The sequence below is a fragment of the Agrococcus lahaulensis DSM 17612 genome (genome assembly GCF_000425105.1).
GTDB classification, from domain to species: Bacteria; Actinomycetota; Actinomycetes; order Actinomycetales; family Microbacteriaceae; genus Agrococcus; species Agrococcus lahaulensis.
This window is the reverse complement of sequence record NZ_KE384303.1, coordinates 220007-232338: the sequence shown is the minus strand read 5'-3', so window position 1 is coordinate 232338 and position 12332 is coordinate 220007. Positions and strand designations below refer to the sequence as shown.

Annotated in this window: 10 protein-coding genes; 2 read left to right on the top strand and 8 right to left on the bottom strand. The window is 73.5% G+C overall.

The window, feature by feature from the left end:
- Positions 1 to 3: 3 nt before the first annotated feature.
- Positions 4 to 2226, top strand: a complete 2223-nt coding sequence (locus H508_RS15870; RefSeq protein ID WP_051223248.1) for a heavy metal translocating P-type ATPase — start codon at positions 4 to 6, stop codon at positions 2224 to 2226.
- Entirely contained in the window at positions 2223 to 3953 is a 1731-nt protein-coding gene (locus tag H508_RS0110525; RefSeq protein WP_026374030.1) for a gamma-glutamyltransferase family protein, read from the top strand. Before H508_RS15870 ends, H508_RS0110525 begins: the two co-directional genes overlap by 4 nt.
- Positions 3954 to 4052: 99 nt before the next feature.
- Here the strand turns inward: H508_RS0110525 and H508_RS0110520 are convergent, their stop codons facing one another.
- From H508_RS0110520 to H508_RS0110485, 8 genes are all read right to left on the bottom strand, one after another.
- Positions 4053 to 5009, bottom strand: coding sequence for an aldo/keto reductase (locus H508_RS0110520; RefSeq protein ID WP_026374029.1), 957 nt, complete (start codon positions 5007 to 5009; stop codon positions 4053 to 4055).
- A gap of 42 nt (positions 5010 to 5051) precedes the next feature.
- The gene (locus tag H508_RS15865; protein WP_051223245.1) at positions 5052 to 5408 is read right to left on the bottom strand and encodes a TfoX/Sxy family protein; all 357 of its coding nucleotides are present in this window, start codon (positions 5406 to 5408) and stop codon (positions 5052 to 5054) included.
- Positions 5409 to 5440: 32 nt separating this feature from the next.
- Positions 5441 to 7078 carry a RecQ family ATP-dependent DNA helicase gene (locus tag H508_RS0110510; protein WP_026374028.1) on the bottom strand — a complete coding sequence of 546 codons (1638 nt, stop codon included), beginning with the start codon at positions 7076 to 7078 and terminating at the stop codon, positions 5441 to 5443.
- Between the two features lie 124 nt (positions 7079 to 7202).
- Positions 7203 to 8924 carry an HNH endonuclease signature motif containing protein gene (locus H508_RS16840; protein ID WP_051223243.1) on the bottom strand — a complete coding sequence of 574 codons (1722 nt, stop codon included), beginning with the start codon at positions 8922 to 8924 and terminating at the stop codon, positions 7203 to 7205.
- Positions 8925 to 8987: 63 nt separating this feature from the next.
- Positions 8988 to 9707 (bottom strand): YaaA family protein, encoded by a 720-nt coding sequence (locus H508_RS0110500; protein WP_026374027.1) that lies wholly within the window; start codon positions 9705 to 9707, stop codon positions 8988 to 8990.
- Positions 9704 to 9961, bottom strand: a complete 258-nt coding sequence (locus H508_RS0110495) for a F0F1 ATP synthase subunit epsilon (protein ID WP_021011161.1) — start codon at positions 9959 to 9961, stop codon at positions 9704 to 9706. Before H508_RS0110495 ends, H508_RS0110500 begins: the two co-directional genes overlap by 4 nt.
- On the bottom strand, positions 9961 to 11421 hold the full coding sequence (gene atpD, locus H508_RS0110490; protein WP_021011160.1) for a F0F1 ATP synthase subunit beta: 1461 nt from the start codon (positions 11419 to 11421) through the stop codon (positions 9961 to 9963). Before atpD ends, H508_RS0110495 begins: the two co-directional genes overlap by 1 nt.
- A gap of 18 nt (positions 11422 to 11439) precedes the next feature.
- Positions 11440 to 12324, bottom strand: coding sequence for a F0F1 ATP synthase subunit gamma (locus H508_RS0110485; RefSeq protein ID WP_026374026.1), 885 nt, complete (start codon positions 12322 to 12324; stop codon positions 11440 to 11442).
- Positions 12325 to 12332: the final 8 nt, after the last annotated feature.

Below are 12332 nucleotides of genomic sequence, written 5' to 3'. Positions count from 1 at the left end.
CGCATGGACGGCACGGCACCGAAGGCACACGCGACCCAGCACGAGCACGAGCACGAGCACGAGCACGAGCACGAGCACGAGCAGCATGGCGGGCATGACGACTACGCGGACCGCAGCGAGCACGGCGGCCACACCGGCCACGCCGAGCAGGGCGACCACGCCGGGCACGGCGACCACGCCGGGCACGGCGACCATGCCGGGCACGGCGACCACGCCGCGCTCTACCGGCGCCTCTTCTGGTGGATGCTCGTGCTCGCGATCCCGACGGTGCTGCTGAGCGGCATGTTCGCGTCGATCGTCGGTTACGCGCTGCCGGACGCGCCGTGGCTGCGCTGGGTCTCCCCCGTGCTCGGCACCGTCATGCTCCTCGTCGGCGGCCGGCCGTTCCTGACCGGCGCCGTCGGCGAGCTGCGCAGCCGCCGGCCCGGCATGATGCTCCTCGTCGCGCTCGCGCTCACGACGGCGTTCATCGCCTCGTGGGCGGCCTCGCTCGGCGTCGCCGATCACCACCTCGACTTCTGGTGGGAGCTCGCGCTGCTCGTCGTCGTCATGCTGCTCGGCCACTGGCTCGAGATGCGCTCGCTCGCGCAGTCCTCGTCGGCGCTCGACTCGCTCGCGGCGCTCCTGCCCGACGAGGCGGAGCGGGAGACGCCGGGCGGCATCGAGCGCGTCTCCCCCGCGGCGCTGCGCGTCGGCGACGTCGTGGTCGTCCGCCCCGGCGCGCGCGTGCCAGCCGACGGCGCGATCGTCGAGGGCAGCGCGAGCTTCGACGAGTCGATGATCACGGGCGAGTCGCGCCCCGTCGCACGGAGCTCGGGCGAGCGGGTCGTCGCCGGCACGGTCGCGACTGACTCGGGCGTGCGCGTGCGCATCGAGGCGGTCGGCGAGGCGACCGCGATCGCCGGCATCCGCCGACTCGTCGCCGAGGCGCAGTCGTCGACCTCGAGGGCGCAGCGGCTCGCCGACCGCGCCGCGGGCTGGCTCTTCTGGTTCGCGCTCGGTGCCGCCGCGATCACCGCGGTCGCGTGGAGCGCGCTCGGCGCGCCCGACGACGCGATCGTGCGCACCGTGACGGTGCTCGTCATCGCGTGCCCGCACGCGCTCGGGCTCGCGATCCCGCTCGTCGTCTCGATCGCGACGGAGCGCGCGGCCCGCGGCGGCGTGCTCGTCGCCGATCGCCTCGCGCTCGAGACGATGCGCCGCGTCGACGTCGTGCTCTTCGACAAGACCGGCACGCTCACGGAGGGCGAGCCCGCCGTGCTCGAGGCGCACGCGGTCGACGGCGACGCCGACCGGGTGCTCGCGCTCGCCGCTGCGGCGGAGCGGCCGAGCGAGCACCCGCTCGCCCGGGCGATCGTGCGCGCGGCCGAGCGCGCCTCGCTCGCCGTGCCCCGCGCATCCGGCTTCTCCTCCTCCCCCGCCGTCGGCGTCACCGCTGTCGTCGACGGTGCGCGCGTGCGCGTCGGCGGTCCGCACCTGCTGGCGGAGGAGGCGCTCGCGGAGCTGCCGGCCGTAGAGGCCTGGCGCGCCGAGGGCGCGATCATCCTGCACGTCGTGGTCGACGGCGAGGCGGTCGGGGCGCTGCGGCTCGCCGACGCGATCCGCCCCGAGTCCAGGGAGGCGGTGGATGCGCTGCACCGGCTCGGCATCGAGGTCGCGATGGTCACGGGCGACGCCGATGCCGTCGCGCGGTCCGTCGCGCGCGAGCTCGGCATCGACCGCGTCGCAGCGGGCGTGCGCCCCGAGCACAAGGAGCGCGAGGTCGCCCGGCTGCAGGAGGAGGGGCGCACGGTCGCCTTCGTCGGCGACGGCGTGAACGACGCGCCCGCGCTCGCGCGCGCCGACGTCGGGCTCGCGATCGGCGCCGGCACCGACGTCGCGATCGCCTCGGCCGACGTCGTCCTCGCGAGCTCGGACCCGCGGAGCGTGCTCTCGGTCGTCGAGCTCTCGCGCGCGAGCGCCCGCACGATGGTGCAGAACCTGTGGTGGGCAGCGGGCTACAACGCGCTCGCCGTGCCGCTCGCCGCCGGGGTGCTCGCGCCCGTCGGCTTCGTGCTGCCGATGTCGGTCGGAGCGCTCCTCATGTCGCTCTCGACGATCGTCGTCGCGCTCAACGCGCAGCTCCTCCGGCGGCTCGACCTCGAGCCTGCCGCGAGCGCCGCCCGCGCCCTCGAGGGTGAGCGCTCGGCGCCCGCTCGGTCGGAGGTCGATACCGTGTCGGCATGATGCGCACCCGACCGCCGCTGCAGGGATCGTTCGGAGCCGTCGCCTCGACGCACTGGCTCGCCTCGTCGAGCGGCATGTCGGTGCTCGAGCGGGGCGGCAACGCGGCCGACGCCGCCGCGACCGCGGGCTTCGTGCTCCACGTCGTCGAGCCGCACCTCAACGGTCCCGGCGGCGACCTGCCGGCGATCGTGCGCGTGCCCGGGCACGAGCCGCGGGTGCTCGCCGGCCAGGGCCCCACCCCGGCCGCGGCGACGATCGAGCGGATGCGCGCCGAGGGCATCGAGCACATCCCCGGCACGGGGCTCCTCGCGGCCGTCGTGCCGGGTGCGGTGCCCGCGTGGCTCGCGCTGCTGCGCGACCACGGCACGTGGGCGCCCGCCGACGTGCTCGCCTACGCGATCGAGCTCGCCGAGCGCGGCCACCGCGTGCTGCCGCGCGTCGCCCGCACGATCGCGGGTCGCGCCGACTTCTTCCGCGAGCACTGGCCCGCCTCGGCGGCGCTCTGGGCCGACCCGGCGCCCGAGCCGTGGGACGTCATCCGCAACCCTGCGCTCGCCGAGACGTACCGCCGGCTCGCCGGCGCCGGCCGCGGCCTCTCGCGCGAGGCGGCGTGCGACGCGGCGATCGCGGCATGGAGCGAGGGCTTCGTCGCCGAGGCGATCGACCGGCACTCGCGGCACGCGGCGATGGACTCCTCCGGGGCCGCGCACGCGGGGCTCCTCACGGGCGACGACCTCGCCGCGTGGCGCCCCTCGTGGGAGCCCACCGTCTCGATGCCGTGGCGCGGCACGACGGTGCACAAGGCGGGCGCGTGGTCGCAGGGCCCGGCGATGCTCGAGGCGCTCGGCATCGTCGAGCCGCTCCTGCCCGAGCGGTCGGATGCGTTCACCGCCGACATCGTGCACGTCTCGGCCGAGGCGATGAAGCTCGCGCTCGCGGATCGCGACGCGTGGTTCGGCGACGGCGCCGACATCGATCGGCTGCTCGACGCCGCCTACCTCGCGGAGCGTCGCGCGCTCATCGGCGAGCGGGCGTCGCTCGAGCTGCGCCCCGGCGCGCTGCGCGGCGAGCCGCGCCTCGCGGCGGTGCGGGTCGCCGAGGAGGCACCCCGCACGCCCCGCTCCGGCACGGGCGAGCCCACGCGCGGCGACACGTGCCACATCGACGTCGTCGACAAGGACGGCATGGTCATCTCCGCGACCCCCTCGGGCGGCTGGCTGCAGTCGAGCCCGACGATCGCCGAGCTCGGCTTCTGCCTCGGCACGCGCGCCCAGATGCTGTGGCTCGAGGAGGGGCTGCCCACGAGCCTCGCCCCGCGCATCCGCCCTCGCACGACCCTCTCGCCCACCATGCTCGTCGACGACGACGGCGCGGTCGCCGCGCTCGGCACGCCCGGCGGCGACCAGCAGGACCAGTGGCAGTTCGCGATGCTGCTCGGCATGCGCGTGCTCGGCCTCGACCCGCAAGCGGCGATCGACGCGCCCTCGTGGCACCTGACGCACCTCGTGTCGTCGTTCGAGCCGCGCGTGTGGGAGCCGGGCGGGCTGCACGTCGAGTCGCGGCTCGGCGAGGCCGTCATCGACGACCTGCGCTCGCGCGGGCACGTGGTGACGGATGCGGGACCCTGGTCGCTCGGACGCCTCTCGTTCGCGTCGCACGAGCCGGACGGCACCATCCGGGCCGCCGCGAACGCGCGCGACGAGCAGGGCTACGCCGCGCTGCGCTGAGCCCGGTCACCCCGGCACATCGTCTCGCAGGCGATCCGGGCGCTGCGAGGGAGCATTCCCCTCGCCGCCGCCGAATCGCCTGCGAGACGTCGGCGCGGGCTAGGCGAAGATCTCGGAGATCGCCTCGACCGTCGCGGCGTCGAGCTGGCCCTCGCCGGCCGCCGCGTTCTGCGCGACCTGCTCGGGCTTCGTCGCGCCCGCGATGACGCTCGTGACCGCCTGCTGCGCGAGCAGCCACTGGAACGTGACCTCGAGCATCGAGCGGCCCGTGCCGCGCACGACCTCCTCGTAGCGCTCGAGGCGGGCCCAATCGGCTTGCTCGAGCAGCTGCGGCTTGAGCCGGGTGAGGCGCGCGTCGGCGGGAGCGGCGTCCTGCGAGTACTTGCCGGTGAGGAGGCCGTTCGCGAGCGGGAAGTAGGGCAGGAAGCCGAGGCCGGCCTCGAGCACCGCGGGCAGCACCTCGCGCTCGACGCCGCGCTCGACGAGCGAGTACTCGTCCTGCGCCGTCGAGAAGCCGTTCGGGGTGTCGACCGCGGCGGCCTCGCGGATCTGCTCGGCCGAGAGGTTCGAGTGGCCGTAGGCGCGGATCTTGCCCTCGGCGACGAGCTCGTCGAGCGCCTCGACGGTCTGCTCGATCGGCGTCTCGGGGTCGGGCGTGTGCAGCTGGTAGAGGTCGATGTGCTCGACCTGCAGGCGGCGCAGCGACGCCTCGACGGCCTTGCGGATGTAGCCGCGCGCGCCCTTCGCGCCCCACTCCTCGGTGCCCTCGATCGCGAAGCCCTGGTGGCCCCACTTCGTCGCGAGCACGATCCTGTCGCGTGCGGCGCTGCCCGCCTTCGAGAGCGCGACGCCCATGAGCGACTCGGAGGTCGTCGCGGGGTTGCCGTAGATGTCGGCGGTGTCGAAGAGCGTGATCCCGTGGTCGATCGCGGCGTGGATGACGGCGTCGGTGCCCGCCTGGTCCTCGGTGACCGTGCCCTTGCGGCCGAAGTTGTTGCAGCCGAGCCCGATGGGCGAGACCTCGATGCCGGAGTTGCCGAGAGTGCGCGTCGTCATGCGCTCCAGCCTAGGACGCGCGCCGGGGCCGATCCTGCGCGGCTACCGAGCGGGCTTCGTCTTCCGTGCCGTCGGCGGCCTGGTCGCCTTCCGCGGCTTCGGCACCTGCGTGGCCGCGATGGTCTGCACGGTCTCGTGGAGCCACTCGGTGTCGTCGAGCCGATCGACCTCGACGACCCCGTAGGGCTTCGAGCCGGGATAGGCCTCGGCGCGAGCGAGGGGCTCGGTGAGCTCGGCAGCCTCGGGCACGAGCCCCCGCAGCAGCGTGTCGTCGCACACGAAGGCGAAGATGCGGTCGTCGCAGTAGAGGCCGTGCTCGCCGAACATCGGCTGCAGGCGGATCGGCAGCGGGTCGAGGGCGTCCAGGATGCGCTCGAGCGTCTCGGGCCGGTTCGGCATGCGTCGATCATGGCACCGCGGCCGCCTCGACGTCAGAGGTGCTGCAGCACTCCCGAGCGCTCCACGACCTCGAGCGCGATGGTCTTGTAGCCCTCCTCGTCGAACAGCACCGTGATGCGGTCGCCGTCGTCGCTCACGACGCCGCCCTCGCCCCACGACTCGTGCCGCACGCGCTGCCCGACGGCCCAGTCCCCCGTCGACTCGCTCGACGCATCCGCCGCCTCCCGCGCCTCCACGGCGCGCTCGGCCGAGCCCGAGCGGCACGTGTCGCACGCGCCGCAGAGCTCGGGCAGCTCCTCGCCGAAGTAGCCGAGCAGGTACCGGCGCCGGCAGCCGCTCGTCTCGGCGTAGCCGCGCATCATCTCGACGCGCGAGCGGTCGACGCGGCGCCGCGCCTCGGCGATGCGCGCAGCCTCCTCGACGGCGGGCTTGACGGTGCCCTCGCGCCACACGAGGTCGCCGTCGTCGGTCGTCTCGACCGCTCCCGCCTGCTCGAGCAGGTTGACGGCCGAGGTGAGCCGGCTCGCGCCGACGTCGAGGCGCTCGCGGAGCCGCTCGGGCGGCACGGGCTGCTTCGCGCGCCGCACGCGGGAGGCGACCGCCGAGAGCATGTCGACATCCGCGCTGCCGCCGGTGCGGAAGCGGTGCACGCCGAAGTCCTCCTGCCGGTGGAAGAGCGCCGCGAGCGCGGGCTCGCCGTCGCGGCCGCCGCGGCCGATCTCCTGGTAGTAGGAGTCGAGGGAGTCGGGCGGCGCGGCATGGAGCACGAAGCGCACGTCGGCCTTGTCGATGCCCATGCCGAACGCCGACGTCGCCGCGACGATCTCGGCGGAGCCGTCGCTGAACGCGTCGTGCACGCGCTCGCGCTCGGCCCGCGACATCCCGGCGTGGTACGCCTCGGCGCGCACGCCCGCCTCGGCGAGCGCCGCGGCGTAGCGCTCGGCGTCCTTGCGCGTGGCGACGTAGATGAGGCCCGGCTTCGACTCCTCGAGCGCTCGCTCGACGATCGCGTCGCGCTTGGCGTCGTCGTCGCTGTGCCGCTGCACCTCGAGGACGATGTTGGGTCGGTCGAAGCCGCGCACGACCTGGCGGGGCTCGCGCATGCGCAGCCGCTCGACGATCTCCTCGCGCACGGGCGGCGCGGCCGTCGCGGTGAGCGCGACCGTCGTCGGATGCCCGAGCGCCTCGACGACGTGGCCGAGCCGCAGGTACTCGGGCCGGAAGTCGTGGCCCCACGCCGAGACGCAGTGCGCCTCGTCGATGACGAGCAGCGACGGCTGCAGCTCGCGCAGCCGCTCGAGCACCTCGTCCCGCGCGAGCTGCTCGGGGGCGAGGAAGACGAACTCGGCGTCGCCCGCCTCGAGCTCCTCCCACGCCTCGCGGTTCTCGCCGACGCGCTGCGAGGAGTTGACGGCGACCGCCGGGTCGGCGCCCATCTCCTCGAGCTGCTCGACCTGGTCGCGCTGCAGCGCGATGAGCGGCGAGACCACGACCGTGAGCCCCTCGAGGAGCTTCGCGGCGAGCTGGTAGATCGCCGACTTCCCGTGCCCCGTCGGCATGACGGCGAGCACGTCGTGGCCCTCGAGGGCCGCCTCGACCGCTTCGCGCTGCCCGGGCCGGAGGTCGTCCCAGCCGTACTCGCGGGCGGCGGCGAGGATGCGGTCGCCCACGCTTCCCCGATCGGTACCGGCGGCCTGAGCGGTGCGCGAGGAGCGGGGAGGCATGCGGCGATGCTAGATCGCCCGCCTGACCGCGAGCCGCGCGGCTGATGGCCAGGAGGCAGCGGGCAGCGAGTCAGAAGGGTGCGGGCGGCTCGTCGTCGGGCCAGGGCTCGGGCGGAGGTGGCGGGTCATCGCCGCCGACGGGCGTGAGGAAGTACGCCACCCACTCGTCGAGCGGGACCTTCCCCGACATCATGCGGACCAGCTCGGGGTCTGGCGGCGGTCGATCGGCCCACGGGTGCCGAGACGGTGGCCCCGCAGGCGGGGGCAGCGCGGGCTCGAGCTCGGCGAACGTCGGCCCGATCGGCCGAGGCTCGTCGACGATCACCTCGCCGAGCGGCGACGTCCACTCGATGACGCCGTGCTCGAGCTGCCGCATGCTCCAGCGCGACGCGTGCTTGAGCATGTGGTCGCTGCGGCACAGCGTCGCGAGGTTGTCGATCGCGGTCGGGCCGCCCTGCGCCCACGCGATCGTGTGGTCGAGGTCGGCGCGACGCCCGCTGCACGCGCAGCCCGGCGTGCGACACCCGCCATCGCGCGCCCGCAGCCAGCGCAGCTGCTCAGCGCTCGGGCGGCGGGAGTCGACCGTCACCGCGACGCCCGAGACCGGGTCGGTGAAGAGCCGCTCCCACATCGTCGCGCCGAGCGCGAGTCGCCGCGCGGTCTCGGGGTCGACGAGCACCCGGCCGTCGAGCGCCGCGGGGAACCGCAGCGCGGCCGGGTCGAGTGCCGGGCCGTCGCCGGGTCCGCCCGCGGCGATGAGCGTCGTCGCCGGGATGAGCACCGAGACGTTGCCGGTGAGGTTGTCGAGCCCGTGCACGCCGTCGGGCACGACGCCGCCCATGACGACCTCGCACAGCGCGTCGGCGCAGAACTGGTCGAAGGTGCGCGGGTCGTCCTTCGGCTTGCTCCGCGCGCCCTGCGCGAGGCGGTCGAGCATCGCCATGCCGCGCACGACCGGCACGCGCGCGATGAAGTCGCCCATGCCGTCGCCGACGTCGACGAACCGGACGCCCCGCTGCTCCCTGGCCTTGTCGTGGCGCTGCTGCAGCGGCTCGGTGAGCGCCGAGTCGACGATGCGCTTCGAGCGGTCGCGCAGCCGGCCGGGCGACGTGGTCTCGGCGAGCGCGACGAGCTCTCGCTCGACCCGGCGCCGGTCGTCCTCGCGGGTGTCGCCGCTCGCGCGGAGGCCGCGCGTCTCGCCCTCGATCACCCGCAGGTGCGCGAGCGTCATGCGGCCTGCGGCGGCGGACTCGTGGGCGACGGGCAGCTCGGTGACGGTGTGCCACGCCTCCTGCATGCGGGCCTCGACGCTCCGTCGCGACAGGTGCAGGGCGACAGCGGCGATCGACGCCAGCTCGCGCACAGCCATCGCGGTGTCGCCGTCGCCGTCGAGCGCCCGCTGGACGTGGCTGGCCATGAGCGCGCGGCGCTCCCCCTCGATGCGAGCCGAGCGGAGCTCGATCGCGCGCATGCGGTGCGCGAACTCGTCGTCGGCGGCGAGGCGCGCGAGCTCCGGCGGCAGCGGCTCGTCGATGTGCGACAGCTCCCACGCAAGCATCGCGACGAGCTTGCCGCTGCGCACGAGGCCGAACGAGGCGCGCATCACCCGGAAGCCGCGTGCCTCGGCATCGCGCTCCCGCAGCTCGAGCGCGAGCTCCTCGCCCGAGCGCCCGAGCGGGTCGAGCACGACGCCGGCCCGGATGAGCGCGATCACCGCCCGCGCATCGACGCCGGCGGCGGCGAGTGCGGCAGCGTCGAAGACGCCATCCTCGCGATCCGTGCTGCCGTGCATGCGCGCATCACATCACGGGCCACTGACATCGCCAGGCGCCTGTGGAGAGCTCCTGCGACCGGTTCAGCCAGCCGCGACGAGCCGCGGATCCTGCACGACGAGCCGCAGCCCGCGCTCGGCGCGGGTGAGCGGCACGGACGCCGACGCCGCCCACTCGAGCAGCGCATCCGCCGTCTCCGCCTGCACGCCGGCGAGCGCGAGCGAGCGCACGAGCGCGCCCTTGCCCGCCTTGTTCCAGTGGTTGAGCGCCTTGCCCTCGGGCGAGACGATCTCGACCGGCTCGGCGCCCGGCACGGGCGCGATCGCGGCGTAGGCCTTCGAGCGCAGGTCGAGCGCGAAGCCCTCGATCGCGCCGCCCGCGCCCGACCACAGGTCGCGCATCCGCTCACCGGGCAGCTTCGAGTGCTCCGACACCTTGTAGGCGGGGATGGGGTCGAATGCGCGCACGAACCCGAGCAGGGCCGACTGGATGACGACGTGGTCGTCGACCCACGCGCGAGCGGCCGTGGACAGCTCGGCGGCGCCGAGCGCGTCGTAGAGCACGCCCGTGTACCGCTCGATCGCGGGCATCGTCGGCGACGAGCGGACGGCGGCGTTGTCGGCGGCGGCGCGCGCCTTCGCGGGCGTCGAGACGTCCTGGCCCTCGGCGACGAGGCGGTCAAGTGCGGCGAGCGCCCGGGAACGACCGACGGCCAGCCCGGGGAATCCCAGGCTGGCCGTCGAGAGCGGCGCTCCCTTCCCGCCTGCCGCCTTCGTCTCGCTGGGCGGCAGCAGGACGATCACGCGAGCTTGGCGTTCCGCGCGACGATCTCCACCCGGTCGTGGTCGACCGAGAGGAAGCCGTCCTCCGCGTCGACCGCGTGCACCGTGCCGGAGGCGTCGGTGACGCGCACCTGGCCCTCGGCCAGCACGGCGAGCACGGGCTCGTGACCACGCAGGATGCCGATCTCGCCCTCGGTGGTGCGGGCGATGACCTGCGTGGCCTCGCCCGTCCACACCTCGGCCGCGGCCGACACGATGCTGACGGTCAGAGCCATCAGCCGTTCTCCTTCTGGATCTGCGCCCACTTGGCCTCGACGTCCGAGATCGCGCCGACGTTGAAGAACGCCTGCTCGGCCACGTGGTCGAACTCGCCCTTGGCGATCGCGTCGAACGACTCGATCGTCTCCTTGAGCGGCACCGTGGAGCCCTCGACACCGGTGAACTTCTTCGCCATGTAGGTGTTCTGCGAGAGGAACTGCTGGATGCGGCGCGCGCGGTTGACGACGATCTTGTCCTCTTCCGAGAGCTCGTCGACACCGAGGATCGCGATGATCTCCTGCAGCTCCTTGTTCTTCTGGAGGATCTGCTTGACCGTCGTCGCGACGCGGTAGTGGTCCTCGCCGAGGTAGCGGGGGTCGAGGATGCGGCTCGTCGACGTGAGCGGGTCGACGGCCGGGTAGAGGCCCTTCGACGCGATCTCGCGGCTGAGCTCCGTCGTCGCGTCGAGGTGCGCGAACGTCGTGGCCGGGGCCGGGTCGGTGTAGTCGTCGGCCGGCACGTAGATCGCCTGCAGCGAGGTGATCGAGTGACCGCGCGTCGAGGTGATGCGCTCCTGCAGGATGCCCATCTCGTCGGCGAGGTTCGGCTGGTAGCCGACGGCGCTCGGCATGCGGCCGAGCAGCGTCGAGACCTCGGAGCCGGCCTGCGTGAAGCGGAAGATGTTGTCGATGAAGAGCAGCACGTCCTGGCCCTGCACGTCGCGGAAGTACTCCGCCATCGTGAGCGCCGAGAGGGCGACGCGGAGGCGCGTGCCCGGCGGCTCGTCCATCTGGCCGAAGACGAGGGCGGTCTTGTCGAAGACGCCCGCCTCCTCCATCTCGTGGATGAGGTCGTTGCCCTCACGGGTGCGCTCGCCGACGCCCGCGAACACCGAGACGCCGCCGTGGTCCTGCGCGACGCGCTGGATCATCTCCTGGATGAGGACCGTCTTGCCGACGCCCGCGCCGCCGAACAGGCCGATCTTGCCGCCCTGCACGTACGGGGTGAGGAGGTCGATGACCTTGATGCCGGTCTCGAACAGCTGCGTCTTCGACTCGAGCTGGTCGAACGAGGGCGCCTTGCGGTGGATCGACCAGCGCTCGGTGACCTCGAGGGTCTCGCCCTCGCCGAGGTTGAGCGGCTCGCCGATGACGTTGAAGACCTTGCCCTTCGTGACGTCGCCGACGGGCACGGTGATCGACTCGCCGGTGTCGCGCACCTCCTGGCCGCGGACGAGGCCGTCCGTCGGCTTGAGGGCGATGGCGCGCACGAGGTCCTCGCCGAGGTGCTGGGCGACCTCGAGCGTGATCTCCTGCGGCTCCGAGCCGTCCTGGAAGTCGACCGTCGTCTTGAGCGCGTTGTAGACCTCGGGGAGCGAGTCGTGCGGGAACTCGATGTCGACGACGGGCCCGGTCACTCGCGCGACGCGGCCGACGGCAGCCTGGCGCTGCTCGACGGGGGTGTCAGTGATGGTCATTGTGCTTGCCTTTCGTGGCTACTTCGCCGAGGCGAGGGCGTCCGCGCCGCCCACGATCTCGGAGATCTGCGTCGTGATCTCGGCCTGGCGCGCGTTGTTGCGCAGGCGGGTGTAGTCGATGATGAGCTTGTCGGCGTTGTCGGATGCCGACTTCATCGCCTTCTGCGTCGCGGCCTGCTTGGCGGCGGCCGACTGGAGCAGCGCGTTGAAGATGCGGCTCTCGACGTAGACGGGCAGGAGCGCGTCGAGCACGAGCGCGGGCTCGGGCTCGAACTGGTAGAGCGGGAAGTGCTCGGCCTTGTCGGCGCTCTCGGCCTCGACGATCTCGAGCGGCAGCAGCCGCACCGTCGTCGGGTCCTGCGTCATCATGCTGACGAAGCGGTTGTAGACGACGTGGATCTCGTCGACCTGCTCGGAGACGTAGGCCTCGAGCACCGCCTCGGCGATCTCCTGCGCGAGCTCGGGCGTGGGCACGTCCGACTCCCCCGTCCACTCCCGGATGTACGGGCGCTGGCGGAACTTGAAGTAGCCGACGGCCTTGCTGCCGACCAGGTAGTGGTCGACCTCCTTGCCCTCCGCCTCGAGCTTCGCCCGCAGCTCACCCGCCTCCTTGAGGATCTGCGAGTTGAACGCGCCGGCGAGGCCGCGGTCCGACGTGACGACGACGATCGCGGCGCGCTTGAGCTGCGGGCGCTCCACCGTGAGCGGGTGCGGCTCGTTCGAGAACGTGGCCACCGCGCTCACGGCGCGCGTCAGCGCCCGTGCGTATGGGTTCGACGCCTGCACGCGGGCGAGCGCCTTCTGGATCCGCGATGCAGCGATGAGCTCCATCGCCTTCGTGATCTTCTTGGTCGACTGCGCAGACTTGATCTTCTGCGTGTAGACCCGGAGCTGGGCTCCCATTCCGCCTC

Bases quoted from the DNA above. Each gene is read 5' to 3' on its own strand.
- H508_RS15870 (WP_051223248.1), top strand. From the start codon at position 4: ATGGACGGCACGGCACCGAAGGCACACGCGACCCAGCACGAGCACGAG.
- H508_RS0110525 (WP_026374030.1), top strand. From the start codon at position 2,223: ATGATGCGCACCCGACCGCCGCTGCAGGGATCGTTCGGAGCCGTCGCC.
- H508_RS0110520 (WP_026374029.1), bottom strand. From the start codon at position 5,009: ATGACGACGCGCACTCTCGGCAACTCCGGCATCGAGGTCTCGCCCATC.
- H508_RS15865 (WP_051223245.1), bottom strand. From the start codon at position 5,408: ATGCCGAACCGGCCCGAGACGCTCGAGCGCATCCTGGACGCCCTCGAC.
- H508_RS16840 (WP_051223243.1), bottom strand. From the start codon at position 8,924: ATGCACGGCAGCACGGATCGCGAGGATGGCGTCTTCGACGCTGCCGCA.
- H508_RS0110495 (WP_021011161.1), bottom strand. From the start codon at position 9,961: ATGGCTCTGACCGTCAGCATCGTGTCGGCCGCGGCCGAGGTGTGGACG.
- atpD (WP_021011160.1), bottom strand. From the start codon at position 11,421: ATGACCATCACTGACACCCCCGTCGAGCAGCGCCAGGCTGCCGTCGGC.
- H508_RS0110485 (WP_026374026.1), bottom strand. From the start codon at position 12,324: ATGGGAGCCCAGCTCCGGGTCTACACGCAGAAGATCAAGTCTGCGCAG.